At 60.0% G+C, this 25,955-nt stretch carries 24 protein-coding genes, 4 tRNA genes and 1 riboswitch; of the genes, 11 read left to right on the top strand and 17 right to left on the bottom strand.

The genetic code is table 11. The annotated features are described in order from the left end of the window. Positions 1-4: 4 nt before the first annotated feature. Positions 5-88 (bottom strand) — tRNA-Leu (locus AUR04nite_RS07665). A gap of 280 nt (positions 89-368) precedes the next feature. Here AUR04nite_RS07665 and AUR04nite_RS07670 point away from each other — a divergent pair. From AUR04nite_RS07670 to pknB, 7 genes are read left to right on the top strand one after another with little or no spacing between them, the layout of a single operon-like run. Continuing rightward, positions 369-1,199 (top strand): FhaA domain-containing protein, encoded by an 831-nt coding sequence (locus tag AUR04nite_RS07670; RefSeq protein WP_141363631.1) that lies wholly within the window; start codon positions 369-371, stop codon positions 1,197-1,199. Continuing rightward, the gene (locus AUR04nite_RS07675; RefSeq protein ID WP_141363633.1) at positions 1,196-1,675 is read left to right on the top strand and encodes an FHA domain-containing protein FhaB/FipA; all 480 of its coding nucleotides are present in this window, start codon (positions 1,196-1,198) and stop codon (positions 1,673-1,675) included. The genes AUR04nite_RS07670 and AUR04nite_RS07675 overlap by 4 nt, the downstream gene beginning before the upstream one ends. Before the next feature lie 3 nt (positions 1,676-1,678). Continuing rightward, on the top strand, positions 1,679-3,076 hold the full coding sequence (locus tag AUR04nite_RS07680) for a PP2C family protein-serine/threonine phosphatase (protein ID WP_141363635.1): 1,398 nt from the start codon (positions 1,679-1,681) through the stop codon (positions 3,074-3,076). After that, positions 3,073-4,470: an FtsW/RodA/SpoVE family cell cycle protein gene (locus tag AUR04nite_RS07685; protein ID WP_141363638.1), complete on the top strand. Its 1,398-nt coding sequence runs from the start codon at positions 3,073-3,075 to the stop codon at positions 4,468-4,470. The genes AUR04nite_RS07680 and AUR04nite_RS07685 overlap by 4 nt, the downstream gene beginning before the upstream one ends. Beyond that, the gene (locus tag AUR04nite_RS07690; protein ID WP_141363640.1) at positions 4,467-5,933 is read left to right on the top strand and encodes a peptidoglycan D,D-transpeptidase FtsI family protein; all 1,467 of its coding nucleotides are present in this window, start codon (positions 4,467-4,469) and stop codon (positions 5,931-5,933) included. Before AUR04nite_RS07685 ends, AUR04nite_RS07690 begins: the two co-directional genes overlap by 4 nt. Then, positions 5,930-7,735, top strand: a complete 1,806-nt coding sequence (locus AUR04nite_RS07695; RefSeq protein WP_141363642.1) for a protein kinase domain-containing protein — start codon at positions 5,930-5,932, stop codon at positions 7,733-7,735. Before AUR04nite_RS07690 ends, AUR04nite_RS07695 begins: the two co-directional genes overlap by 4 nt. After that, on the top strand, positions 7,732-9,648 hold the full coding sequence (gene pknB, locus AUR04nite_RS07700) for a Stk1 family PASTA domain-containing Ser/Thr kinase (protein WP_141363644.1): 1,917 nt from the start codon (positions 7,732-7,734) through the stop codon (positions 9,646-9,648). The genes AUR04nite_RS07695 and pknB overlap by 4 nt, the downstream gene beginning before the upstream one ends. 57 nt (positions 9,649-9,705) lie before the next feature. Here pknB and AUR04nite_RS07705 read toward each other — a convergent pair whose 3' ends face one another. Both AUR04nite_RS07705 and AUR04nite_RS07710 read right to left on the bottom strand, forming a co-directional pair. Beyond that, the gene (locus AUR04nite_RS07705) at positions 9,706-10,350 is read right to left on the bottom strand and encodes an anthranilate synthase component II (RefSeq protein WP_141363646.1); all 645 of its coding nucleotides are present in this window, start codon (positions 10,348-10,350) and stop codon (positions 9,706-9,708) included. 176 nt (positions 10,351-10,526) lie between these two features. Continuing rightward, a complete protein-coding gene (locus tag AUR04nite_RS07710; protein WP_141363648.1) occupies positions 10,527-11,306 on the bottom strand; it encodes a class E sortase in 780 nt (259 codons plus the stop codon). A gap of 220 nt (positions 11,307-11,526) precedes the next feature. Between AUR04nite_RS07710 and AUR04nite_RS07715 the strand changes: the two genes are divergently transcribed. Then, complete coding sequence (locus tag AUR04nite_RS07715; RefSeq protein ID WP_141363650.1) at positions 11,527-11,781, top strand: cell division protein CrgA; 255 nt, start codon at positions 11,527-11,529, stop codon at positions 11,779-11,781. Here AUR04nite_RS07715 and AUR04nite_RS07720 read toward each other — a convergent pair whose 3' ends face one another. After that, positions 11,782-12,099 carry a DMT family transporter gene (locus AUR04nite_RS07720; protein ID WP_141363653.1) on the bottom strand — a complete coding sequence of 106 codons (318 nt, stop codon included), beginning with the start codon at positions 12,097-12,099 and terminating at the stop codon, positions 11,782-11,784. A 14-nt stretch (positions 12,100-12,113) separates the two neighbouring features. Continuing rightward, positions 12,114-12,182, bottom strand: a riboswitch (guanidine-III (ykkC-III) riboswitch). Positions 12,183-12,184: 2 nt separating this feature from the next. Then, positions 12,185-13,069 carry an ArgP/LysG family DNA-binding transcriptional regulator gene (locus AUR04nite_RS07725; RefSeq protein WP_170184134.1) on the bottom strand — a complete coding sequence of 295 codons (885 nt, stop codon included), beginning with the start codon at positions 13,067-13,069 and terminating at the stop codon, positions 12,185-12,187. 71 nt (positions 13,070-13,140) lie between these two features. Between AUR04nite_RS07725 and AUR04nite_RS07730 the strand changes: the two genes are divergently transcribed. Beyond that, positions 13,141-13,758: a LysE/ArgO family amino acid transporter gene (locus AUR04nite_RS07730; protein ID WP_141363657.1), complete on the top strand. Its 618-nt coding sequence runs from the start codon at positions 13,141-13,143 to the stop codon at positions 13,756-13,758. A gap of 480 nt (positions 13,759-14,238) precedes the next feature. On the opposite strand, the gene AUR04nite_RS07735 is transcribed toward AUR04nite_RS07730, so the two are convergent. Then, positions 14,239-14,958: a rhomboid family intramembrane serine protease gene (locus AUR04nite_RS07735; protein ID WP_170184135.1), complete on the bottom strand. Its 720-nt coding sequence runs from the start codon at positions 14,956-14,958 to the stop codon at positions 14,239-14,241. A 250-nt stretch (positions 14,959-15,208) separates the two neighbouring features. Beyond that, positions 15,209-15,754, bottom strand: coding sequence for a peptidylprolyl isomerase (locus AUR04nite_RS07740; protein WP_141363661.1), 546 nt, complete (start codon positions 15,752-15,754; stop codon positions 15,209-15,211). Between the two features lie 171 nt (positions 15,755-15,925). Here AUR04nite_RS07740 and AUR04nite_RS07745 point away from each other — a divergent pair, with 171 nt between their 5' ends. Continuing rightward, a complete protein-coding gene (locus AUR04nite_RS07745) occupies positions 15,926-16,132 on the top strand; it encodes a hypothetical protein (RefSeq protein ID WP_141363663.1) in 207 nt (68 codons plus the stop codon). 2 nt (positions 16,133-16,134) lie between these two features. Here the strand turns inward: AUR04nite_RS07745 and AUR04nite_RS07750 are convergent, their stop codons facing one another. Beyond that, the gene (locus AUR04nite_RS07750; RefSeq protein WP_141363665.1) at positions 16,135-17,007 is read right to left on the bottom strand and encodes a DMT family transporter; all 873 of its coding nucleotides are present in this window, start codon (positions 17,005-17,007) and stop codon (positions 16,135-16,137) included. Positions 17,008-17,129: 122 nt separating this feature from the next. Next, a complete protein-coding gene (locus AUR04nite_RS07755; protein ID WP_141363962.1) occupies positions 17,130-18,098 on the bottom strand; it encodes a bile acid:sodium symporter family protein in 969 nt (322 codons plus the stop codon). A gap of 137 nt (positions 18,099-18,235) precedes the next feature. Between AUR04nite_RS07755 and AUR04nite_RS07760 the strand changes: the two genes are divergently transcribed. Next, positions 18,236-19,384, top strand: a complete 1,149-nt coding sequence (locus AUR04nite_RS07760; RefSeq protein ID WP_141363667.1) for a glycosyltransferase family 4 protein — start codon at positions 18,236-18,238, stop codon at positions 19,382-19,384. 10 nt (positions 19,385-19,394) lie between these two features. Here the strand turns inward: AUR04nite_RS07760 and AUR04nite_RS07765 are convergent, their stop codons facing one another. The 8 genes from AUR04nite_RS07765 to gyrB form a co-directional block, all read right to left on the bottom strand. Next, positions 19,395-19,724, bottom strand: a complete 330-nt coding sequence (locus tag AUR04nite_RS07765) for a hypothetical protein (RefSeq protein WP_141363669.1) — start codon at positions 19,722-19,724, stop codon at positions 19,395-19,397. Positions 19,725-19,826: 102 nt separating this feature from the next. Then, positions 19,827-19,899, bottom strand: a tRNA-Ala gene (locus AUR04nite_RS07770). A 90-nt stretch (positions 19,900-19,989) separates the two neighbouring features. Then, positions 19,990-20,062, bottom strand: a tRNA-Ala gene (locus AUR04nite_RS07775). 7 nt (positions 20,063-20,069) lie between these two features. Continuing rightward, positions 20,070-20,189, bottom strand: a complete 120-nt coding sequence (locus tag AUR04nite_RS18530) for a DLW-39 family protein (RefSeq protein WP_218024655.1) — start codon at positions 20,187-20,189, stop codon at positions 20,070-20,072. A gap of 31 nt (positions 20,190-20,220) precedes the next feature. Next, positions 20,221-20,294 (bottom strand) — tRNA-Ile (locus AUR04nite_RS07780). 120 nt (positions 20,295-20,414) lie between these two features. After that, positions 20,415-21,002, bottom strand: a complete 588-nt coding sequence (locus tag AUR04nite_RS07785; RefSeq protein WP_141363671.1) for a DUF3566 domain-containing protein — start codon at positions 21,000-21,002, stop codon at positions 20,415-20,417. Continuing rightward, the gene (gyrA, locus tag AUR04nite_RS07790; RefSeq protein ID WP_141363673.1) at positions 20,999-23,623 is read right to left on the bottom strand and encodes a DNA gyrase subunit A; all 2,625 of its coding nucleotides are present in this window, start codon (positions 23,621-23,623) and stop codon (positions 20,999-21,001) included. The genes AUR04nite_RS07785 and gyrA overlap by 4 nt, the downstream gene beginning before the upstream one ends. Positions 23,624-23,670: 47 nt before the next feature. Then, a complete protein-coding gene (gene gyrB, locus AUR04nite_RS07795) occupies positions 23,671-25,674 on the bottom strand; it encodes a DNA topoisomerase (ATP-hydrolyzing) subunit B (RefSeq protein WP_218024663.1) in 2,004 nt (667 codons plus the stop codon). Positions 25,675-25,955 lie beyond the last annotated feature (281 nt).

Genomic DNA, 25,955 nt, shown 5'->3' on the forward strand with positions numbered 1-25,955 from the left:
TTTGTGCGCGAGGGGGGACTTGAACCCCCACGACCTTGCGATCACTGGCACCTGAAGCCAGCGCGTCTACCAATTCCGCCACTCGCGCATATTCATTTTTTCGTTCCCACTTCCGTGCAACAAGAAATAGCTTACACACACTTTTGGCGATCACCTAATCGAAACGGTACTTTGTGGTCAGCGACACATTAAGTTCTTTTTGCGCCCCGCTTTCGAACCTCCCGATAACAACTGTTAGACAGTCAATTTCCGGCAATTGTCCAGCTGAAAACAGTAAGATCAACTATGAAGTTCTGTGCGCAGGCCATTCCAGGTCACCGGGCAAAGGACTACATGGTTATCCGGCAACATAGGAAGGAGCACGAGTAATGGGCTTTCTCGACAAGGTCGAACGTGGCTTGGAGAAGGTCGTCACTAGCTTCTTTCGTGGCAAAAGCACCAGCGCCATCAAACCGGTAGAGCTCACCACCGCTCTGCGCAATGAGATGGACCGCGGCATTCTGCCCATCAGCGAAGGACGCAGCCTGGCGCCCAACGATTTCGTCGTCTCCTTGAGCGAGGCCGACTTTGAGACGGCCAAGGGCTGGGGATCCGCCGTAGTCAATGAACTGGCAAGAGTGACCGCCGATCACGCAACCACCCAGGGTTATTCGGTTCAATCCGACATCATGATCCATTTTGTTGCCGACCCGAATTTCAGGATCGGCGAAATGGAGATCAACGGCTCCATCAAGGACGCCGCGTCGAAGCCAGCAGCTTCGGCGCCGGTTCGCGAGCCGGCGGCACGCCCTTCGGGAGCCCAGCCGATGCCGGAGTCCTCAGCGCCGAAGACCACCGCCCAGCCGCGCCCCACCGCTTATGAAAAGCCCCAGCCCTCGGCCCCCGCCATTCCAAAGCAGGCGATTCTTGAAGTCGATGGACAGCGCTACGCGTTGCACCACCACTCCATCGTTCTGGGCCGCTCGGCAAGCACCGACATCCCGGTTGACGATTCCGGAGTTTCCCGGCAGCACCTGCGCGTCGAGACCCGCGGTGAATCCACTTATGTAGTCTCGGATCTAGGTTCCACCAACGGCACCTATGTGGACGGGAAGAAGATCACCTCAGAAACCCGTATATTTGACGGTTCAATCATCAATATCGGTCAGACAAAAATTGTCTTCCGCCTGATTACCCCGAACAACGGAGAACGTGCATGAATGACCTCGTTCTAAGCCTCTTCCGATTAGGCTTCCTGGTCCTCATCTGGCTGCTCGTGCTCAGCGTCGTCGGATCCATGCGCCGCGATTTGGCCATTGGTTCACGCGCCCGCACCGGCAAGCCGAGCGCTCGGGCATTGAAGAAGAACCCCGAACTTGCCGAGCCGGAGCCGGCCGCCCGCAAGGCCGCCACTTCGCTGCAGATCCTCGAAGGCCCGCTGGCGGGACGCATCATCCAGCTCCAAGGGCAGCCGCTGCTCTTCGGCCGCGCCCAAGATGCGACCATCGTCCTTGAAGACGACTACGCATCAGGACGCCACGCCCGCCTTTTCCCACAGGGCTCGCGCTGGTTCATTGAAGACCTCGGCTCAACCAACGGAACGTTCGTTGGCGACAGCCAGCTTTCCCGCGCTCAAGCGGTGGAACCCGGACAACGCATCCGCATCGGGAAGACTGTCCTGGAATTGAAGGCCTAGCCTATGGCTTTGAAGCTTAAATTTGCGGCCAAGTCCGACGTCGGACGAATCCGCAAGAAGAACGACGACTCGGCCTACGTGGGCGCCCACCTCGCGGTGCTCGCCGACGGCATGGGCGGCCATGTGGGCGGCGACGTCGCCTCGGCGTCCACCGTCCTGGACCTGGTCCACCTGGACCGCGAAGTCACCCCGGATCCCCAAAATGCGCTGCCTGATGAAATCCAGGCCGCCAACCTGGTGCTCAACGAGCTGGTCAGTGCAAACCCCAAGCTTTCGGGCATGGGCACCACCGTTACCTCGCTGCTGCTTTCGGGCAGCACCCTGCACATGGCGCACATTGGCGACTCGCGCGCCTACCGGCTGAAAAATGGCGTCTTCGAACAAATCAGCAAGGACCACACCTTTGTGCAGCGCCTTGTCGACGAAGGCCGCATCAGCAAGAAAGAAGCAGAAGTCCACCCGCACAAGAACGTGCTGCTGCGCGTCCTGGGAGACTCCGACGCTTCGCCGGAACTGGACGTCCAACAGCTTGAAGCCTCCCCCGGCGAACGATGGATGCTGTGCTCCGACGGCCTGACCGACGCCGTGCCGGTGCCGGTCATCGAGCAGATCATCCGCGACACCGAAGACATGGACCAGGCGGTCAACGACCTGGTCGCAGTGACCCTGCAGAACGGCGCGCCGGATAACGTCACCGTGGTGATGTTCGAGGTGGTCGAAGTCGGCCCGCTGGCCGAAAGCGAGCATTCCGAGGCGGAGCCTGCGCCGGACACCGGCCAGCTGACCATCGCTGCGGAAGGCGACGTGGAAGCCAGCGCTTCGCTGCTGCGCCACGAAATCTCCCAGCGCCCCCACCTGCTGGTCGGCGCCGCGCAGCTGGCCACGCAGACCGGCCAGATCCCGGTAGTCACCCAGCACACCGGCGAACGACGGGCCGCCGTGCTGCTCACCCACCGCTCGTCGGAAGTCAGCGAAGTGCTGGACCCGATCGACCAGTCGATGCCGCGGCGCCGCTGGCTGATGCCGATCCTGCTGACCCTGGCAACCCTGCTGGTGGTCATCTTCGGCGCCTGGGGCTACATGTGGACCCAGACCCAGTACTTCGTAGGCACCGTTGACGGAAAGGTCGCCATCTACCAGGGCGTGCCCCAGGAGCTCGGCCCGATATCCCTCTCCGAGATCGACACCGTCAGCTCGGTCCCCCTCGAAGCCCTGCCGGAGTATTCGCGCCAGCGCGTTGAATCGACAATTTCAGCAAGCAGCCGTGAACATGCCCAGGCAATCATCCAAGAGCTGCTGGTGACCGCCAAGCAGAACTGCCCGGTCCAGGTACCGGGAAGCACGAAGTCCAACAAGCCCCAAGCCCAGCTGCCAGCGTACTGTCAGGAGATCATGCAATGACCGATGTGCAAACCGCACCGGTGCCGCGGCGCAATCTCGAGCTGCTGCTGTTGCTGCTCGCCTTATGCGTAGGCGGCTCCGCATTCTTCCTCGTGGGCAGCGCCAGCGAGGTCAGCGACAACAAGAACTTCATCATCCAGATGAGCATCATGACCTTCTTGGCGCTGATAATCCACGTGCTTCTGCGGATTTTCGCCAAATATGCTGATCCGGTAATACTTCCGATTACGGTAGCGCTGAACTCCCTCGGCCTGGCGATGATCCACCGGATCGACATCGCCAAGGGCACCTCGCAGTCTGCCCGGCAGCTGATGTGGACCGCCATCGCGGTGGTGGTGGCGGGCATCGTGCTCTGGGCGGTCAAGGACCACCGGATCCTGCGCAAGTTCACCTATATCGCGCTGCTGGTGTCGATCGTTCTGCTGCTGCTGCCGCTGATCCCCAAGCTCGGCGTGACCATCAACGGCGCGCGCATCTGGATCCGCATCGCAGGATTCTCGCTGCAGCCTGGCGAGCTGGCAAAGATCACGCTGTCGATCTTCTTTGCCGGATATCTGTCCTCGAACCGCGACCTGATCCTGATGGCCGGACGGAAGTTCGGCCCGCTGCAGCTGCCGCGCATGCGCGACATGGCACCCATGGTCATCGCCTGGCTACTCTCCATCGGCGTGCTGGTGATCCAGCGCGACCTCGGCTCGGCGATCCTATTCTTCGGCCTGTTCATCCTGATGATCTACGTGGCCACCTCGCGCATCTCCTGGGTGCTCATCGGCTTGTCCATGGTCGCCGCCGGCGGCATCTTCGCCTACACCACCATGGACCACGTGCAGCGCCGCGTGAACGTCTGGCTCAACGCCTTCGACCCGGAGATCTACCAGGCCCGCGGCGGCAGCGCCCAGATCGTCGAGGGCCTGTTCGGCATGGCCGACGGCGGCCTGTTCGGCACCGGCTTGGGCGGAGGCTCGCCCTACCGCGTGCCGCTGGCCAACTCGGACATGATCATCGCCTCCTTCGGCGAGGAGATCGGCCTGATCGGCGTCACCGCCATCGTGCTGCTGTTCCTGCTGCTGGTCTCCCGCGGCCTGCGCGCCGCGCTGGGTTCGCGCGACACCTTCGGCAAGCTGCTGGCCAGCGGCTTGGCCTTCACCCTGGGCCTGCAGTGCGTGGTCATCATCGGCGGCGTCACCAGGCTCATCCCGCTGACCGGCCTGGCCACCCCGTTCATGGCGGCCGGCGGCTCCTCGCTGCTGGCCAACTGGATCATCATCGCCCTGCTCCTGCTCATTTCTCACAATGCGCGCCGCCCCATGGCCGGCGCGGTAGGACCCACCGATGAAATTGCCACACCCAAGTCCAGCACCCTCAAAGAACGACTGGCGGTGATCAAGCATTGAACCACGCAATTAAGCGAGTATGGGTAGCCCTGACGGTGCTGTTCATCATCTGCCTCGGCGGGCTGAGCTACATCCAGTTCTTCAATGCTGAAACGCTGAACGACAACGCGCTGAACAAGCGCCAATTGTTCCGCGAGTTCGACCTGCCGCGCGGTGCGATCCTGGTGGACGGCAAGCCGATTGCGGAGTCGGTGGAAACCGACGACGGGCAGTTCAACTACCAGCGCAAGTACACCGATCCGGAGCTCTACGCGCACCTGACCGGCTACTACTCCCTGGCCAACGGCACCACCCAGCTGGAGTCCAAGCTCAATGACTGGCTGACCGGCACCAGTTCGGACCTGCTCTACGACCGGCTGGCAGCCATGTTCACCGGCAAGCAGGCAGAAGGCGCCTCGGTCCAGCTGACCATCGACGGCAAGCTGCAGCAGGCCGCCTACGACGCGATCCCCGACAAGTCCATGCGGGCCACGGTGATTGTCAGCGAGCCGAAGACCGGCAAGATCCGCGCCATGGTCTCCACCCCGACCTATGACACGAACCTGCTGGCGGTGCACTCCACCACGCAGGCTGCCAAGAACGCCAAGAAGATCAGCGAGATCGACGGGCTGAGCCAGTACGTCAACCCGGCCATCGGCAACCTGGTGGCCCCGGGCTCCTCCTTCAAGATCATCAGCACCGTGGCGGCCCTCGAATCCGGCAAGTTCAATATGACCACGCCGATCAAGAACCCGATGAAGGCCACCCTGCCGGGCACCAACACCCAGCTCTCGAACTTCGGCCAGGGCATTTGCGGCCGCCGTTCCGAAGCGGATTTGGCGTTCATCTTTGCGCAGAGCTGCAACACCCCGTTTGTGGAGATGAGCCAGGCCATCGGCAACGAAGGCTTTGCCGACGTCACCGAGCGCTTCGGCTTTGGCCAGCAACTGGAAATTCCGCAGTCGGTGACCCCGAGCGTCTTCCCCACCAATGATGTGACCGCCGACCAGCTGGCCCAGATGGCCATCGGCCAGTTCAACAACAAGGTCACCCCGCTGCAGATGAACATGACCGCCATGGCCATCGCGAACGACGGCGTGATCATGAAGCCGAACATGGTGGAGAAGGTCATCGCCCCTGACCTGCGCGTCATCGAGCAGCCCAAGCCGGAGAAGTTCTCGACGGCCACCTCGCCGGAGATCGCGAAGGACCTGAAGGAGCTCATGAAGGGCCCGGTTCAGTCGGGCACTGCGATGAACGCCCGGGTTCCGGGAGTGGACCTCCGCGCCAAGACCGGCACCGCGCAGGTGAGAAACCTGGACGACGGAACTCCGATCGTCAATTCCTGGATCACCGGTTTTGCACCGGCCGACGATCCGCAGGTGGCAATCACTGTCACCCTTGAGCAAGTAGACTACAACACCGGCCACAACACGGCCGGGGCAATCATGAAGAAGATGGTAGAGGCGGTGTTCAACAAGTGAGGCCAGTAACCGGCACCACCTTGGGCGGTCGTTACAAGCTGACCGATCGCATTGCAATCGGCGGCATGGGCGAGGTCTGGAAGGCGCGAGATCAGGTTCTTGGACGCCTTGTCGCGATCAAGATTCTCAAAGAGGAATATACGAACAACGAATCGTTCCTCACCCGCTTCCGCGTCGAGGCGCGCCACACGGCGCTGCTGAACCATCCCGGCATCGCCGGCGTCTTCGACTACGGCGAGGAAGAGGGCTCGGCCTACCTGGTCATGGAACTGGTTCCCGGCCCGCCGCTGTCGACCATCATCGAGCGTGAGCGCAAGCTGGACATCGACCGCACCCTGTCGCTGATCTCGCAGACCGCCCGCGCCCTGGCCGCCGCCCACGAGCACGGCCTGGTGCACCGCGACGTGAAGCCCGGAAACATCCTCGTGATGCCTTCGGGCACCGTGAAGATCACCGATTTCGGCATCGCCCGCCTGGCCGACCAGGTGCCGCTGACCGCCACCGGACAGGTCATGGGCACCGCCCAGTACCTGGCCCCCGAGCAGGCCACCGGACAGAACGCCACCGGCAGCTCGGATATCTACGCGCTGGGAGTCATCGGCTACGAGTGCCTTGCCGGCCGCCGCCCGTTCACCGGCGAGTCGCAGATCGCCATCGCCTTGGCACAGGTCAACGACGCCCCGCCGCCGCTGCCCGAATCGGTGCCGGCCCCGGTGCGCCAGCTGATCATGTCGATGCTCGCCAAGAACCCCTCCGACCGCCCGGAAAACGCCACCGCTCTGGCCCAGGCGGCCGACGCGCTGCGCGCCGGAGACACCAACACCGCAACCCTCGCGGTGCCGGGCATGCTCGCCACGGGAATCGTCGACGCCGCCACCCAGGCGATGAACCTCGACGACGATGCGACCCCGGCCATCGGGCAGGCGGATTCCGCGCCAGCCATGACCAATGCCATGCCGACCGTGGTGGCCCCGGCGAACAGCCGCGAGGAGTTCAGCGCCTCCAGCGCCGACGCCCAGGACCAGGGCTTCGACCATGAGGATGTGCAGGAGTACGAACCCGAGCGCAAGCGCAGCCCCTGGGTGATCCCGCTGGTTGCAGTGATCGTCGTCGCGGCGCTCATCGCCCTGGGCTTCTGGCTGGTTCCCATGCTGAACCGTACCGGGAACGAAACCCCAACGCAGACCGAGAACACTCAAGTCACCGAGGATACCTCCAGCGCGGAGCCGACCGAGTCTGAGAGCGAGACGCCATCCGAAACTCCGACCCAGTCTGAGAGCGAAACGCCATCGGAGTCGCCGACCACCGAGTACGTGCGGGTCAGCAACACCCTGGTGGGCCAGAATATCGATACAGTGACCGCCAAGCTGGAATCCCTGGGATTGACAGTTGACGCGACCGCAGAGGAAACATCGAAGGCCAGCCCCAATGAGGTTATTTCGGTGAACCCGACCGGCAGCGTGGAAAAGGGATCAACCATCAAGGTGGTCTATGCCATGGCGGCCCAGACCGTCAAGGTTCCATCGGTAGTCGGCAGCAGCTTCACCGCCGCCCAGTCCCTGCTGCAGAACTCCGGTTTGGCGGCGGTCAAGGGCACCGAAGTCTATGACAATTCAGTTGCCGGCACCGTGCTGCAGCAGAGCGTGGACGCGAATACCGAGGTTGCCCCGGGAACCACTGTTTCGCTGACGGTTTCAAAGGGCCCGGAGCCTTCCGAGGCTCCTAGCGCCACTCCGACCGAGACTCCTACCTCCAGCCCCACCGGCGCCTCGGAGAAGCAAGCACCAAGTGAAGACCAATGAGCGAGCTAGAACAACTCCCGCCGGGCCTTCCGCGGCTGATCAACGGGCGCTATGAGGTCCATTCGCTGATCGGGCGCGGCGGCATGGCCGACGTGTACCTTGCCGTCGACCAGATTCTTGCGCGCAATGTCGCGGTGAAGGTGCTGCGCCCCGACACCGCCAACAACCCCATGGTCGTGAACCGCTTCCGCCGCGAGGCCAAGGCCGTCGCGGGGCTGAGCCACCCGAATATCGTTGCAGTCTTCGACACCGGCGAACTGCCGGCCGCCGATGCCAACAGCGAGCAGCTGCCGTTCATGGTGATGGAATACGTCACCGGCCGCACCCTCAAGCAGGTGGTTGCGGACGGCGACGTGGACCAGCAGCGCGCCGTTGAGCTGATGCGCGGGGTCTGCGACGCGCTGGACCACTCGCACAGCAAGAACGTGGTCCACCGCGACATCAAGCCGGCCAATGTCATGGTCACCGACGCGGGCCACGTGAAGCTGATGGACTTCGGCATCGCCCAGGCGCTGGACAACTCCGCCACCATGACCCAGACCGCCGCGGTGGTCGGCACGGCGCAGTACTTCTCCCCCGAGCAGGCCCGCGGCGAGCAGGTGGACTACCGTTCGGACATCTACTCCGCCGGCTGCCTGTTCTACGAGCTGCTGACGCACAAGCCGCCGTTCACCGGCGACTCCCCCGTCTCCGTGGCCTACCAGCACGTGGGCGAAGACCCCGTGCCGCCCAGCGAGGCCAATAGCCAGGTAGACACTATCTACGATGCGGTCGTGCTCAAGGCGCTGGCCAAGGACCGCGACGAGCGCTTCCAGTCCGCCGGAGCCTTTGCCGACGCCTTGGAAGACGCCGCACAGGGCATTGAATACGTCCAGCACTCGGTGCCCACCTACACCATGCCGATCTACGGCAGCCACGATTCCACCGAAACCGTCTATGCGGCCGCCGCACCGATGACCGACGAGAACCCGGTGTTCGCCTCCCACGACGAGGTGCCCGAACCCCCTCGCCGCAAGTCGAACCGCGCGCTGATCGTGCTGCTGAGCATCATCGCACTGGTGGCCGTCGGCATCGCAGGATTTGTCGTCTTCAACTCCTACAAGGCCGAGCAGGCGCGCAACGCGCCGGTCGAAGTTCCGCAGGTGGCAGGCAAGTCGGAAGACGACGCCAAGGCCATCCTGCTTGAGGCCTCCTTCCGGGCCAACGTCCAGCAGGAATTCAGCGATGACGTCGACGAGGGGAAGGTCACCCGCACCGACCCCGCCGCCGGGACGAAGATCCGCCAAGAGTCCACGATCGACCTCTACATCTCCAAGGGTTCCGAGCAGCGCACCATCCCCAAGGACATTGCCAACCAGTCCGAGGCGGCCGCGCGTGATGCCCTGCGGGCAGCTGGCCTGGAAGTCGGCGAAGTCAGCCGGGAGAACTCTGCCACCGTGCCGACCGACTGGGTCATCGGCACCACCCCGGAGCTCGGCTCCAAGGTCAAGGCAGGCACCAAGGTCGATCTGATCCTCTCCACCGGACAGGTTACGGTCCCCGAGGTGGTTAACATGAGCAAGGACGAGGCCAGCAAGCTGCTGGAAGCCGAGGACGTCAAGCTCCAGGTGCAGTTCGTGGACGTTGAGACCGGAGCGCAGGAGCCTGGAACGCTCTTTGAACAGGACCCCGCCGCCGGCACCGACGTCGCCCAGGGCAGCCTGGTGAAGATTTCGGTAGCGGTTCCGCTGCCGGAGCCTACACCGTCGCCAACGCCTACCCCGACGCCGTCCCCCACCGACGAATCCTCGAATTCAATCGAGAACCCGGCAGCTCCGGGTCCGACGGAAGACTCCTCGAACAAGGGCAAGAAGGAGAACTCGGGCAACGGCAGGAACAAGACCATGCCTACCGACAAGCCCAAGGACAACTAAGCCCTCATTAAATGCACAACGCGCCCGGAATCTCCGGGCGCGTTGTTCGTCTGCCGCCTATTCGCCGCTGAACAGCGGGCTGAGCTTTGCCGCCTGCTGCGCTGCGCCTTCAAGGCCCACAAACTCAAGCCAGTTGCCGAGCATCTGGTAGCCCTGCTGGGTCAGCACGGACTCGGGGTGGTACTGCAGTCCCCACAGCGGGGCGCTGCGGTGTGCAAGGCCCATGATGACGCCGCCCTCGGTGGCTGCGATGATCTCGAGCTCTTCGGGAATCGTTTCGCGCACGGCCGCCAGCGAGTGGTAGCGGGTAGCGGTAAACGGGTTGGCCACCTGTGCAAAAATCGGGTGTTCCTGGTGGTTCACCAGCGACGTCTTTCCGTGCATCAGCTCTTCGGCATGGGTGACGGTACCGCCATAGGCCTCGGCGAGCGCCTGGTGGCCAAGGCAGACCCCCAGCATCGGCTTTGACTGCTCGCCGCACCACTTGATCAGGTCGATGCTCACGCCGGCTCCTGCTGGGTCACCGGGACCCGGGGAAACCAAGACGCCGTCATAGCCAGCGGCCAGCCGCGATACCTCGTCGAAGCTCAGGTCGTCGTTGCGGTACACGGTGGTCTCCGCGCCGAGCTCCTGCAGGTAGCCCACCAGGGTATAGACGAAGCTGTCATAGTTGTCGATCACGAGGATCTTGATGGTGCTCACTGCGTGCTTTGGCCAATCGTTGAGTCGGTGAACGGGCTGATGTACTGATTCAGCCACGGAAATGCATACATCATTAGTAATAGCACGACGGCGGCAATGAGAATCAATGCTTCGATAATACGAAGCCACAAAGGGCCCGGAAGATTGCGGAATATCCAAGAGTACATGCTGCTCCCCTAGCTGGTGGCCTTGGCGACGAGATCGCGGATTTCGGACGGCGGTCCGGCATCCAGCGGACGCCAATCGGTGAGTTTCGAGTAGGCGATCATTCGCTGCCTGGTGGTGTATTTCGGGTGGCAGGTAGTCATCGTCAATATTGATTCGGTGGGCTTCATGCCCCATTGGTGAGGCACAGGTAGCAGGACTTCCCCGTTAGAGGGTTCGACGATCTCCGTGTCATACCAGGTGTAGGTGTAATACCCCTTTTTGGTCTGCAGGTAGATCTTGTCACCCTCGTGCAGCTTGTCGATGTCCCAGAAGACCTGGCCGTGGGTCTGCCGATGTGCGGCAACGGCAAAGTTGCCTTTTTCTCCGGGCTGCTGCGTGGTTGGGTAGTGGCCGATGCCAAGGTTGTCGATGACCGCATCCTCGACTCCTTCAGTCACCGGGTGGTAGATGCCTGAACTGCCCCAGCTGGGGAAATACATAATGCCAAAGGTCTCCCCCGGGCCGATCTTTGTGATTGGCGCCGGACCGTAGTCCTTTTCCTCTTCAGCCTGTGGATGATCTGCTTCGGGAATGACGACATCGCCAAGTTCCTGGACCAGATTGCTGGTTACCTCGTTTTGGGCGTTGGCTGAATCGATGTTCGTCCACCATAGTTCCCAAGCGACATAGAGCATCAGGACAATGCCAAGGGTAATCAGCAGCTCGCCGAAAAAGCCGACAACCCTGCTTCCTGCAGACTGGCGGCGGCGGACCGCTCGTCGGCCCGTAGCTGTAGCGGCACGGTTCACGAAGATCATGCTCCTATGGCAAGGACTTGCAAATATCCAGCAATGGCTTGCGCACACGACTGGATAACACTGTGAGCCCATACCATTGCAGTTAGTATTGAAGGTGTTGTACAGGAATACTCGAATTACCTCGAGGCTATTCTTGCCACAAGCCTACGGGAAGACCTCGGCGTCTCCCACATTTACTACAGTATGCGGAAGAAGCTAAGGGAGCATTCGAGTGCCGGAGTCAAAGCCACGACGCAAGAACAAGCCAAAGTCCCAGCAGAGCCAGTCAGCCCACTCCATTGATAAGGAACTGCCGGTTTGGTACAAACCCGTCATGTTCGGGTTGATGCTTTTGGGCTTGGTGTGGATTATGACTTACTACATCTCGCAGACGCTCTTCCCGATCCCGAACATCGGCGGCTGGAACATCGTCATCGGCTTCGGCATTGCGATGGTTGGATTCTTCATGACCACGGGCTGGAAATAGTTAGTGGCTGACGGCTTTCAAGCCAATAACGCATCCTATGAGGCCAAGAATAAAGACCATTTTCATGATGGTGAAAGGTTCTTGTCCGGTGGCCATCGAATAGACCACCGCTAGGGAAGCGCCGATCCCCACCCAGACTGCGTATGCGGTTCCGGTGGGGATTTCTTTCATGGCAAAGGCCAAGCCTCCCATGGAAACCAACAGGGCGCTGAAAAAAATCACCGTGGGGACCAGTCGCGACAGCCCTTCGCTACGGCCTAGTGCAATGGCCCATACTGCTTCAAACATGCCGGAAATTATCAAGACAAGCCAAGACATAGCCAGATTCCTCTTCTGGCCGTCTTGTCGTCTGTTCCGGGTACGGCTCCCTCGTCCGGGCGCGGATCTGATATCCGCTCGGCCTCTAGGCTAGCAAATCCAGCCCGCTCTCGCGTGCCGCTGTGACCAAAGTCGATTCCAGCCGTTGCAGCAGCTTCGATTGCAGCGACCACCGCTGGAGGAACAGCGGAACGTCAATATGCCAGCGCTCGTTGAGTTTAACCAGGCCGTTGCTGCCTTTCAGCTGTTGCTCTGGAACCATACCCCAGCCAATGCCCGACTGGATGGCATGCACGAACTGCCATGAATCGGGGATCATGCAAACGCGTCCATTGAGTTTTGCAGTTTCCAATCCCAATTGCTCAAGCATGTGATGCTGCAGTGGATCTTCTCGATCGAAGAGCACCATTGGGGCATCGATGAAATTCTGGGCAGTACTGCCGCGAAAGTACTCCTCAACAATATTCGGGGCGGCCACAGCGTAATAGCGCATGCTACCCAGTTTCTTGGCGGTGCACCCTTGCGCGGGAACCGCACTGTTGGTGACTACTGCACTGGCTCGGCCACTGCGCAGCAGATCCAGCGATATATTTTCATCGGTGCGCAGTATTTCAAGGGAAATTTCTGACCATTGTGCGAGCTGGGCCAAAACTGGAGCAAACCATGTTGCCAAGGAATCCGCATTCACACCGATCGACAGCCGCTGTGTACCCGATCGCGACAGCTCATGGGAAAATTCGGCGCTCAAGGCGGTCATTTGCCGTGCATACCGAAGAATCCGAGTTCCTTGTTCCGTCGGCACCACGGGCCTACTTCGAACCAACAGCACAGCCCCCACCCTGTTTTCCAGGGCCTTAATGCGCTGGCTCACCGCAGATGCGGTAATCCCCATGTCGATCGATGCATCATCAAAACTTCCGGCATCAACGACCGCTAGCAGTGTCTGTAAGTGCTCTACATCAAGATTCACATTAGGAATCCTAATGCAGCTTCAGATAATTAAGTTCGACACAGATTACTCGAGATTCGTATCGTATTTTCATGCTTCAACCTTCACTACTGCTTGGCTTTTCCACAGGACTGTCGCTCATCGTAGCCATCGGCGCGCAGAATGCCTTTGTCCTGCGCCAGGGCATCCGCAAAGAGCACGTTCTGTTGACAGTGCTTCTCTGCACAATTTCCGACATCATCCTAATTGCCGCTGGCGTTTCGGGTGTCGGGTTTATTGTTGAGCGTGCGCCGTGGATACTCACGGTGGCCAGGGTCGGCGGGACGATTTTTCTAGTTTGCTACGCATTCTTTGCCCTGCGCCGCGCCATCGCACCCAGCAGTCTTGATTCATCCTCCAGCAAGGTCCAGACTTCCGCATTCTCAGTGACAATCACCGCCCTGATGCTCACCTGGCTCAATCCCCATGTGTATATCGACACCGTCTTGCTTCTCGGCTCTATTGGAGCCGCTCAGGGCGATGGCGCTTTCGCCTTTGCTCTCGGTGCCATGGCGGCAAGCCTTACGTGGTTCACGGCTCTAGGATTTGCCGCTCGATTCCTGTCCAGATTCTTTGCCAATCCCCACTCGTGGAGAATCCTCGATGCCGCCATCTGCGTATTGATGCTGATCTTTGCGACACTGCTCATTGCCCCGGTTTTCACCAACTAACCAGTCGTTATCCACACATATCCACAGAGGCTGTGGATTACCAAAAACCAACACTTGTTCACAACTTTATCCACAAGTGGGGACAAGTATTGAAATAGGACGCTGATTCAAGCAAAAGGCCTAATCAGATCGATATAACGCAAAAAGTACCGTGTGCAAAACAGTTATTAACACTGTGGATTTCACCTGTGGAGAGTTGACCACAGGCTCTTTTGGCCCAAAGATTCACCTTCGTTTAAAGATTCGAACGGAGAGTTATTAACAGGTTTTCGGTTCGCAACCCCACTGTCTACAGGGGGTGTTTAAAAGTTATCCACAACTGGGGAGAAGTTTGTGAGTATCCATCTCCCAATGGGCATATGTAGTGAAATTTTGTGAAACTAAAGGCGTCTTCGCGTTGACGCTGCGCAGAGTTACACGGGTGTAAGTTATTAACAGTGTGGATAACTAATGTGGATATCCCCGTTGCCTGTTTTCGAACTACCCGATGGTCCATTTCGCCGCTGCAACCGCCAAATAGGTTGCCAATGCAATCACAACGCTCAGGACCCCCAGCAGGGACAACTGAATGACCGTGCGCTGTGGATTACTTCGAGGAATGGCAACGATGCACACAGCGGCCAAAATGCCAGCAACAGCACCGCACAAGTGGGCCTGCCAAGAGATCCCTGAAACAAGGAATCCCAATGCCACGTTCAACGCAAGAACAATACCCAGCTGCTGGACCGCAGGCTTATTGCCGCGAAGGAAAATGATCGTGGCAAGGAACAAGCCGGCTAGTGCCCCTGAGGCGCCCAGAGTCGCTGTATTCGCCGGACTGAGCAGCATGACGCCCAGTGATCCGCCGACAGCGCTTAGTAGATAGAGCCAGGCAAATCTCAGTCGGCCCAACCGAGGCTCAAGCATGACGCCGAAGATGTACACGCCATACATATTCATCAAGATATGGAAGATTGAGCTTGGTGAATGGGCGAAAGCGCTGGTCACCAAACGCCACGGCTGGTAGGCGGCAAGTCCTGGAACCAAGACGAGCTGATTGGTGAATCCGGGAATGATCAGCTGCAGCAGGTAGACGACGATATTGATCCCAATGAAGATCGAGGTCATCAGCGGCAGCCCAAAACGCAGGCGGCCGCCATACTGGGTCTTTTGCGTGGGGATGTTCTTGTTTGCCTGCTGTACGCATTCAACGCATTGCACTCCTACCGGAGCAGAAACCTGGCACTGCGGGCAAATCGGCCTACCGCACCGGTTGCACGACACATACGAGATGGTCTGCGGGTGACGAAAGCACGTTGGCTGGGGCTGACCTTGGGGATTCACTTGCCCGTAAGACATCGAGGTATACCTTGCGTTGATTCATTGACTGGGAACTAGGTTTTTAAGCAGCAAAGGCCCTGCCAACTCCACAGGGGAATCACCAGGGCCTTCGAGTCGTACGACGGAGAAGTTACAGGGTCTCGATATCGATCGAGTTGATAACTACGTCTTCCAATGGCTTGTCACGACCGTCGGTGGCGACAGCGTTCAAAGCATCAACAACCTTGCGCGAGTCTGCATCCAGAACTTCACCGAAGATGGTGTGCTTGCCCTGCAGCCAAGTGGTTGGAACGGTGGTGATGAAGAACTGCGAGCCGTTGGTGCCGCGGCCCATGCGGATGCCAGCGTTGGCCATGGCCAGCTTGTATGGCTCGTTGAAGTTCAGTTCTGGGTGGATCTCGTCGTCGAACTGGTAGCCTGGACCGCCGAAGCCCTGGCCCAGTGGGTCGCCACCCTGGATCATGAAGTCGGCGATGATGCGGTGGAAGACGGTGCCGCTGTACAGCGGGGTGTTGGTCTTCTTGTCACCGGTCTCTGGGTGAACCCACTCCTGCTCACCGGTCGACAGGCCAACGAAGTTGCTGACAGTCTTTGGTGCGTGGTTGCCGAACAGATCGACAACGATGTCGCCCAAAGAGGTGTGAATCGTGGCTTTATGCGTTGCGTTTGCGGTCATGCTCTTCATTCTTCCATGAGCACCGCCTACCGCGCTAAACAAGAACCTACGCGGTCAGTGAAAATCTCATGAAAGTTCTGGTGTCGCCCCGTCAAACACTGGCTCTTGACGTGCCCCGCTCCTAGGCTTGAACTGTCCGAGGAAAACCTAGATCACTGCGAAGGAGAGTCCATGAGCAAGAAGAGCGGAGCTAAGAAGCTCCTAGCCGTAGGCCTTATTGGCGGCATCATTGCCATCTTGGTCGCTGTTTGGAAAGCATCCAAGCCCATTGAGGATCCGTGGGAAAACGAGGCACCCAATCCTGAAGCGCACCTCCCTGTCGAAGAACGTGAAGTCTCGGTAGAAGAAGTTCGCAAAATACTCTCTGATGAACAGTAAGACTACGTAGCCACGGTTTTCGGTGGGACTTGTCCGCGCACGATGAGCACGAGTCCCACCAGGATCACGGCAAGGCCCAAGTAGGTCGCCGCCGGTACGACCTGCCCAAGAAATACTGCAGCTAATAAGGCCGCACCTGGAATTTCAAGCAGGATCAGCGTTGAAACCGTCAGCGGTCCAAGCGCATCAAGCAAATGGTTCATGGCTGTATGGCCGAGCAGCTGCGCGCAGACAGTGAGCAGGATGATTCCGAACCATCCGGTCGCATCGAATCCCCAAATAGGCTGTCCTACGAGCAAACAAAGCACTAGAAGAATGGCAGCGGTAATGGTGTAGCAGCTTGTCGCATAGGTGCCAGTGTTCATCGTCCGCCGTGCCGCCGCTCCGGCAAGCGTATAGATTGCAGCGAGAACGCCACCTGCCAGCGCCAAAAGGTCGCCGATGATCGCTTCCCGGCCTTGGCCTAAATCTAACCCGGTGATCAGCAGAACCCCGAGTATGGCAATAGCCATGCCGAAGAAAACCGGCATGCGGTAGCTGACTTTGCGGATCGCTTGAAAAAGTACGATCCAAACGCCTTGGATGCACACTAGGGCAGTGCCGGCCGCGACGCTGGTCATGCGCATTGAGTACATGAAGCAGACGAAGTGCAGTGCCAAGGCAGTACCCGCGACACCGGTATAAAACCATTCCCGGGTGGTGATATCTAGGAATGCCCGCTTGTTCTTCTGAATCGTGGGTACCGCTAAGACCGCAGCAGCCGCGCCATTGCGCCACAACGCCATCGATAAAACCGGAACGCCAGGAAACGCTGCAATGATTGGACCTGACGCGGAGACCCCAAGAATTCCAGCGATAGCAAGCAAAAATGTCACCAACTAAGGCTACCGGTCTGTCAGCCCTGCTCTAAATCGGCCCCCTCCGCTTATTCTCGCACTGATGACACTTCATAATATTTTATATGAAGGAAAAAGAATATATACAGGTTGCATCCTGTTTAGCGGTCTCTTTTCTTTCGATCTTGACGCCTAAAGTAGGCTGCGATCATCGCACCAGACAAGTTATGCCAAACCGAGAATACAGCCCCTGGCAATGCCGCTTCAGGGGAGAAGTATTGCTTCGCCAGGCCGCCTGCCAGGCCTGAGTTCTGCATCCCCACTTCAATAGCAATGGTGCGGCAGGAAGTTTCTGGAAGACGCAGTAATTTGCCGACCGCGTATCCGAGCGCCAACCCCAAACCGTTATGAAGAACCACTGCCACCAGCACCAACAGGCCGGCTGAAAGTATCGTTCCTGCGCTGCCAGCGACAATGATGGTCACAACCACAGTAATTGCAGTGACAGATAGCCAAGGCAGTGCGCCAAGTACCTTAACCACCACTCGGTTCAGCAGCATTCTGAGCACCAAGCCAAGCACCACCGGAATGAGGACGATCTGGATGACGCTGCCAGCCATAGCCGCCGCGTTGACGGGCATATACTGGCCCGCCAGCCACAGGGCGAGCATCGGAGTAAACAGTGGTGCCAGAAGAGTAGAGATGGATGTCATTGCTACTGAGAGTGCAACGTTTCCACGCGCAAGATACGAGACGACATTTGAAGCTGTTCCACCTGGAGCACAGCCTACGAGGATGACTCCGGCGGCCAGCGCAGGGTCTAGGTCCAAAAGCTCTGCAACGACCCAGCCCAACCCCGGCATGATGGCGAACTGAGCAATAACTCCGCCGATCACTGGAAGCGGGTTCTTAAAAACAAGGCCAAAGTCTGGCAGCGTCAAAGTCAGGCCCATGCAGAACATGATCACCATGAGCAGGGGATTGATCCATGACGACAGCCCTGTGAAGGCCTGTGGAAAGAGCACCCCAATAATCCCGCCAAGCAGAATCAGGACGGGGAAAAGCAGAACCGCAATTTGCGAGTCACGCTGTTCGAGCTGTTGCTTCTCAACCTGGACTGGTGGTGGCATCTCATTGTTCACCGGTTAATCTTTCCAATAATCGTTGATGTGATTCAACTTCATGTATGGGCCCAGGTGGTCATCTGTTCACGAACTCAGCAAATCCAGTTCACGCGGATGACATCTGAGGGGTCGATGGTGAAAGTGTGAAAGTTGCCATTTTTGCTGAATCATTCCTTCCGCACGTCAACGGAGTCACCAATTCAATTCTGCGCACCCTGGAGCATCTGCGGCTGCGCGGGGAAGAGGCTGTAGTAATCGCGCCAGCTGGCTCATTGGTCAATGAGCTCAGCGGCAGAGCAGTTCCTCGTCGATATCAAGGTTTCAAAGTGGTCACCGTGCCTTCGGTTCCATTGGCGATGTATCCCGAGGTGCGCCTCTCGACTGCTTCAGTGCACCGAATTCGCAAGATTCTTGTCAACGAGCAAGTTGATGTCGTCCATCTAGCTAGCCCGTTCCTCTTGGGCAGCAAAGCGATGCGGGCTGCGCAGGAGCTTGGCCTGCCTACTGTGGCTGTATATCAAACGGAAGTGCCCGCCTACGCCGCCAGATACAAGTTCCCTTGGCTTGCTGAACGCCTGTGGGATCATGTCAGATCTATTCACAATGCTGCTGACCTGACGCTGGTGCCCAGCAGCTTCTCATATCAACAGCTCGAATCCCTGGGAATTGAACGGCTGAAGATATTCCGCAGGGGAGTGGATACGGCGCAATTTGCTCCGCACCGCAGAAATGAAGCGTTCAGGAAAGCCATTGGACCCAATTCAGAGCGCCTCATTGGCTATGTGGGGCGGTTGTCTGCGGATAAGCAGGTAGAGGACCTCAAAGTGCTCTCCAGCCTTCCAGGCACCCGTCTAGTGGTTGTCGGCTCGGGGCCAATGGCTCAGGAGCTGAAAGCCGCCTTGCCGGACGCCCACTTTACCGGTTTCCTTTCCGGTGCCCGGCTTGCCGAGGTCATGGCTTCCCTCGATGTCTTCGTCCACCCGGGGGAGTCGGAGACTTTCTGCCAGACCATTCAGGAAGCCATGGCCTGTGCCGTGCCTGTCGTGGCAGTTGGCCGAGGAGGCCCTTTGGATCTTGTCGATTCCTCCCGCACCGGCTGGCTGTATGAGCCAAAAGCCTTGCATGAACTGGCCTACCGCGTCAGCGATCTTGTCTATGACGAGGCGAAGCGTTCGGCTTTCGCCGCCGCTGCATTGGAAAGCGTGCGGGATCGTTCGTGGCAGAGGATCGGCGATGAATTATTGGAACACTACGATTTTGTGCGTTCGCTGGTCGCCTCGAGGTCGGCTTAAGCACGGAACGCTATGCGCCAAGCGGAAACTCATCGACTAGCTGGCGGATGGTGTTCGCTACACAGTCCGCGTCGCAGCGGTTTGCCTGATATCCGCCGCCACAGGTGATGAGTTCTTGGAGAACTGGCATCAGCTTGAAGGACCTGGCTCCTAGAGGCGCGCCATCACGTCCGTCAGCCTCTTCTTCAGCTTGATAGCTGTGCACTGCAGCAATCATGGCATCCGTCATGGCCTGCGCGCTCATGTCTCCGTGCAAAAAATCGGGCCCCAGGGCGACAACCTTCTTGACCGCGTTCTCGATCCTATCGGCCTGTTGCATGGATTCTTGAGTTTCCGGCATTGTTTCCACCCCTTGGATATGCTGCTGATTTCATTATGCGCCTGCGCAGAATCATGCGGGGAAAACAGAAGACGGGAAGCTTTCGCTTCCCGTCTTTTTCTGTGGAGCCTAGGAGAATCGAACTCCTGACATTCTGCTTGCAAAGCAGACGCTCTACCAACTGAGCTAAGGCCCCGTATTTAGTTTTGGAAGAATTCCACTTCCGACCGGCTGGCGGTCTTGAACAAGAAAGCGGAAAGCTTTCGCTTTCCGCAGATCTTATCTGTGGAGCCTAGGAGAATCGAACTCCTGACATTCTGCTTGCAAAGCAGACGCTCTACCAACTGAGCTAAGGCCCCAAAAGCTTTAGGAAACTTTATCGGCTACCTGATGCCAGGTTTCCTTAGTTTCCGAAGAAGCCTTTACCTTCTTGATCAACACTACCGCAGCAGTGGCAACCGTTGCGAGAACCAGGAACTTTTTCATTACTTCCTCTTTCTCTCCAGCAAGGATTCGGTGGGCGTACCAAGACTTGAACTTGGGACCTCTTCGTTATCAGCGAAGCGCTCTAACCGCCTGAGCTATACGCCCTTGCTTTTGTTTTGTTCCCTTCGGAACGAAATAAAACTTTACCGGGGTTTTTGCAAAGATACAAATCGAGCCCGGGTGTCATGCGTCACATCATGAATCCCGGGCTCGACTTGGGTGTTGCTAGTCGTCGGTGAGGGTCACTCCGGCGCCGCCGACCAGCGACGCACCGATGTTGTAGAGCACCGCTCCAAGCATCGAAACAACCGAAATCACAACCACGTTGACCACGGCGATAATCGTCGCGTAGGACGCTACCTGGCCCAGGGAGATGGAATCCCGGAGGTCGAAGTTGTCCTCAGCGCCGATGGCGTCGCGCATCAGCTGATTGAAGGAATCGAAGGTGCCACTCAGATCCAGGACTGCCCAGATGCCTACCGCAGCCACCACGGTGATCACACCGAAGGCCACTGAGAGCAGGAATGCAATCTTCAAGACAGAGAACGGTTCAACCTTGGACACCAACAGGCGGGCCTTGCGGACCTTCGCCTTGGGTGCTGGACGCACCAACCGCTCCTGCCCGTTGGCAGGGCGCTGTTGTGCGGTGGTGGTTGGCCGGGCGCCAGTTGGGCGTGATCCGGGGGCGGGGCGCTGCCCCGGGGCTGGACGGCTACCGGTACCGGCGGCCGTCGGACGCTTTACCTGGGTAGGCCGCGGCGCTGCGCTCTTCGGGGCACTGCCACTGGGGCGGGGCGTCGAGGGCGTGCTCATGCGTTACCTCCGTTAGTGGTGTCATCCTCGCTGGGCTCGGAAGCGGTTTCCGGCGCAGCTGATGACTCGTTGGTGATATTTTCTGGATCTAAGGCTACGGCATCTTCCTCCGAGTTCTCTTCAAGCTCGGTTTCAGTATTCTTAGCCACCGCAATAATGTGGTCCTTCTTGTCAGGCTTCGCAAAAATCACGCCCATGGTGTCGCGGCCCTTGGATGGAACCTGCGAAACCGCGGAGCGGACGACCTTGCCCGAACCCATGACGACCAGCACCTCGTCGTGTTCATCCACGATCATGGCGCCGACCAGTTCGCCGCGTTCCTCGTTGAGCTTGGCCACCTTGATGCCCAAGCCGCCGCGGGATTGCACGCGGTATTCGTCCACCGTGGTGCGCTTGGCGAAGCCCTCGTCGGTGACGGTGAAGACGTAGGAGTCCTCGCGGACCACGTCGGCGGCCAGCAGCTCGTCGCCGTCGCGGAACTTCATGCCTGTCACACCGGAAGTGGCGCGGCCCATCGGGCGCAGTGCCGTATCGGTGGCGGTGAAGCGCACCGACTGGCCCTTGCGCGAGACCAGCATCACATCATCCGATTCGCTGACCAGCTGTGCGGAGACCAGTTCGTCGCCCTCGCGCAGGTTGATTGCGATCACCCCGGCGGTGCGGTTGGTGTCGTAGTCTTCCAGGCGGGTTTTCTTGACCAGGCCGTTGCGGGTGGCCAGCATCAGGTACTGCGCGTCCTGGTAGGTGCGCAGGTCAAGCACCTGGGCGATGTGCTCCTCGGGCTGGAAGGCCATCACGTTGGCCACGTGCTGGCCCTTGGCGTCGCGGCCGGCCTCTGCCAGCTCGTAGCACTTGGTGCGGTAGACGCGGCCGTGGTTGGTGAAGAACAGCAGCCAGTTGTGCGTGGAGGTGACGAAGAAGTGCTCCACCACGTCATCGCCGCGCAGCGACGCGCCCTTGATGCCCTTGCCGCCGCGGGCCTGCGAGCGGTAGTTGTCGATGCGGGTGCGCTTGACGTAGCCGCCGCGGGTGATGGTGACGACCATTTCCTCTTCGGGGATCAGGTCCTCGACGCTCATGTCGCCGTCGTAGCCCATCAGGATCTTGGTGCGGCGCTCGTCGCCGTGCTTGTCCACGATCTCCGCCAGTTCCTCGGAGACGATCTCGCGCTGGCGGGCAGGGGATTCCAGGATGGACTTGTATTCGGCGATCAGCGCCATCAGCTTGGCGTGCTGGTCAAGGATCTTCTGGCGCTCGAGGGCCGCCAGACGGCGCAGTTGCATGTCCAGGATGGCCTGGGCCTGCTCGTCGTCGATGTCCAGCAGGTCCTTGAGCCCCTCGCGGGCGATCTCCACCGTCTGCGAGGCGCGGATCAGCGCGATGACCTCGTCCAGCGCATCCAGCGCCTTGAGCAGGCCGTTCAAGATGTGGGCCTCGGCCTCCGCCTTCTTCAGGCGGTAGGCGGTGCGGCGGACGATCACTTCGATCTGGTGGGTGACCCAGTGGCGGATGAACCCGTCCAACGGCAGGGTGCGCGGCACCCCGTCGACGATCGCGAGCATGTTCGCGGAGAAGTTGGACTGCAGCTCGGTGTGCTTGTAGAGGTTGTTCAGCACCACCTTGGCCACGGCGTCGCGCTTGAGCACAATGACCAGGCGCTGGCCGGTGCGGCCCGAGGTCTCGTCGCGCATGTCAGCGATGCCTGCGATCTTGCCGTCGCGCACCAGCTCGGCGATCTTCACCGCGAGGTTGTCCGGGTTGGCCATGTACGGCAGCTCGGTGACCACCAGGCAGGTGCGGCCCTGGATCTCCTCCACGTTGACCACTGCGCGCATGGTGATCGAGCCGCGGCCGGTGCGGTAGGCGTCGGCGATGCCCTTGGTGCCCAGGATCATGGCGCCGGTGGGGAAGTCAGGTCCCTTCACGCGCAGCATCAGCGCGGCGAGCAGCTCTTCGCGGGTGGCTTCGGGGTTCTGCAGGTACCACTGCACGCCGTCGGCCACTTCGCGCAGGTTATGCGGCGGGATGTTGGTGGCCATGCCCACGGCGATGCCGGAGGAGCCGTTGACCAACAGGTTCGGGAAGCGGGCCGGCAGAACCGTCGGCTCCTGGTTCTTGCCGTCGTAGTTGTCCTGGAAATCAACGGTGTCCTCGTTGATGTCGCGGACCATCTCCATGGCCAATTGGGCCATCTTGGTTTCGGTGTAACGCTGGGCGGCGGCGCCGTCGTTGCCGGGCGAGCCGAAGTTTCCCTGTCCCAGGGCCAGCGGGTAGCGCATGACCCAGTCCTGGATCAGGCGGACCAGCGCATCGTAGATGGCGGTGTCGCCGTGCGGGTGGTACTGGCCCATGACCTCGCCGACCACGCGGGCGCACTTGTTGTAGGCGCGCTCCGGGCGGTAGCCGCCGTCGTACATCGCGTAGATCACGCGGCGGTGCACGGGCTTCAGGCCGTCGCGCACATCCGGCAGCGCACGGCCCACGATGACCGCCATGGCGTAGTCAAGGTAGGAACGCTGCATTTCGGTCTGCAGGTCGATCTGGTCGATGCGTCCGTGCTCGTGGTTCTCCACGACCTCGCCGTCTAGCGGCTCGTTTTCAGGGGTCTGCTCGTCGCTCAATTTCTTCCCTCTAGCTCAAAAGTTTCTATGATCCGTGGCAGCCTCGCCTAGATGTCCAGGAAGCGGACGTCCTTGGCATTCTGCTGGATGAAGTTGCGGCGGGATTCGACGTCTTCGCCCATCAGCACGGAGAAGACCTCGTCCGCGGCGGCGGCGTCGTCCATGGTGACCTGGCGCAGGGTGCGGCGCTCGGGATCCATGGTGGTGTCCCACAGCTCCGAGTAGTCCATCTCGCCCAGGCCCTTGTAGCGCTGGATGCCGTTTTCCTTCGGGATGCGCTTGTTTGCGGCGGCGCCTTCCACCAATGCCTGGTCGCGCTCCTTGTCGGAGAAGACATAGTCATGCGGGGCGTTGGACCACTTGATGCGGTACAGCGGGGGAGCGGCCAGGAAGACGTAGCCCTGTTCGATCAGCGGGCGCATGAAGCGGAAGATCAGGGTCAGCAGCAGCGTGGTGATGTGCTGGCCGTCCACGTCGGCATCCGCCATCAGCACGATCTTGTGATAGCGCAGCTTGGAAATGTCGAACTCTTCGCCGATGCCGGTGCCGAAGGCGGTGATCATCGACTGCACTTCGGCGTTGCCCAGTGCGCGGTCCAGGCGGGCGCGCTCCACGTTCAGGATCTTGCCGCGCAGCGGCAGGATGGCCTGGGTGTGCGGGTTGCGGCCGCGCTTGGCGGAGCCGCCCGCGGAGTCGCCCTCCACGATGAACACCTCGCACTCGCTCGGGTTCTTCGAGGAGCAGTCCGAAAGCTTACCGGGCATGCCGAAGGATTCCATCGGGGACTTGCGGCGGGCGTTGTCGCGGGCCTTGCGCGCGGCCATGCGGGCCTGGGAAGCCAGCTGGGCCTTGCGGATGATGTCGCGGGCGGTGTTCGGGTTGCGTTCGAACCAGTCACCGAGCTCCTCGTTGACCACGCCCTGGACGAAGCCGCGGGCGATGGAGTTGCCCAGCTTGGTCTTGGTCTGGCCTTCGAACTGCGGTTCGGCGAGCTTCACGGAGATCACCGCGGTCAGGCCTTCGCGCACGTCGTCGCCGGTGAGGTTGTCGTCCTTCTCGCGCAGGATCTTGTTATCCCGCGCATAGCGGTTGAGCAGACCGGTCAGTGCGGCGCGGAAGCCCTCTTCGTGGGTACCGCCCTCGTGGGTGTTGATGGTGTTCGCGTAGGTGTGCACGGATTCCGCGTAGGCGGTGGTCCACTGCATCGCGATCTCGAGGCTGATGCCGCGCTTGGAGTCTTCCGCCTCAAAGGCGATGACTTCCTCGTGGACCAGCTCGACCTTCTTGGCGGCGTTCAGGTGCTTGACATAGTCCAGCAGGCCGTCCTTGTAGAGGTAGTCCACGCGGCGGGGCTTGACTACCTGCTTCTCGACTTCTTCGTCGACCTCTGCCTCAGGCTCTTCGACTTCCTGGATGCGCTCGTCGACCAGGATGATGCGCAGGCCCTTGTTCAGGAAGGCCATCTGCTGGAAGCGGGCGCGCAGGGTCTCGAAGTCGAACTCGGTGGTCTCGAAGATCTCCGGGTCCGGGTAGAAGGTCTGGGTGGTGCCGGTTTCTTCGGTGGCTTCGCCCTTGGCCAGCGGGGAAGTGGTGTGGCCGCCGTTGGAGTAGCCGATGCGCCAGGCATGGCCCTGGCGGCGCACCACGGTTTCCACCTTGGAGGACAGCGCGTTGACCACGGAAATGCCCACGCCGTGCAGGCCGCCGGAGACAGCGTAGCCGCCGCCGCCGAATTTGCCGCCGGCGTGCAGGATGGTCATCACGACCTCGACGGTCGGCTTGCCTTCGGTGGGGTGGATATCCACCGGGATGCCGCGGCCGTTGTCCTCGCAGCGCACGCCGCCGTCCGCCTGCAGCGTGACGGTAATGGTGTCGCAGTAGCCTGCTAGCGCCTCATCGACAGAGTTGTCAACGACTTCATATACCAGGTGGTGCAGGCCGCGGGGGCCTGTGGAACCGATGTACATGCCCGGGCGTTTGCGTACCGCTTCGAGTCCCTCGAGAACGGTAATATCCTGGGCGCCGTATGTGTGCTCGACTTTGGAAGTCATCGATTCTGCAGGTTCTGGGATGTTGTCCGGCTCCTGCGGTGAAGCGTTTTCGGTAGACACGGGTGCTACGAACTCCTCGAATTTGGCGCGCGATAACCAGAGGCGCTTCCTTGACGGGAGGCGCATGACGATCTTGGTCTGAATCATCCCATCGCGGCATGCACCGCGGCGCAGACAATTCACTGCCTCTAATTCTACCGCCTAGAGCAAAAATATCGGGGATTCTGTGGCCTAAATCAGCCGCAGAAGCCACAGAAAGCGCCATCTGAGCGAGTTTGGGT

This window comes from Glutamicibacter uratoxydans (assembly GCF_006539925.1).
Classification (GTDB): domain Bacteria; phylum Actinomycetota; class Actinomycetes; order Actinomycetales; family Micrococcaceae; genus Glutamicibacter; species Glutamicibacter uratoxydans.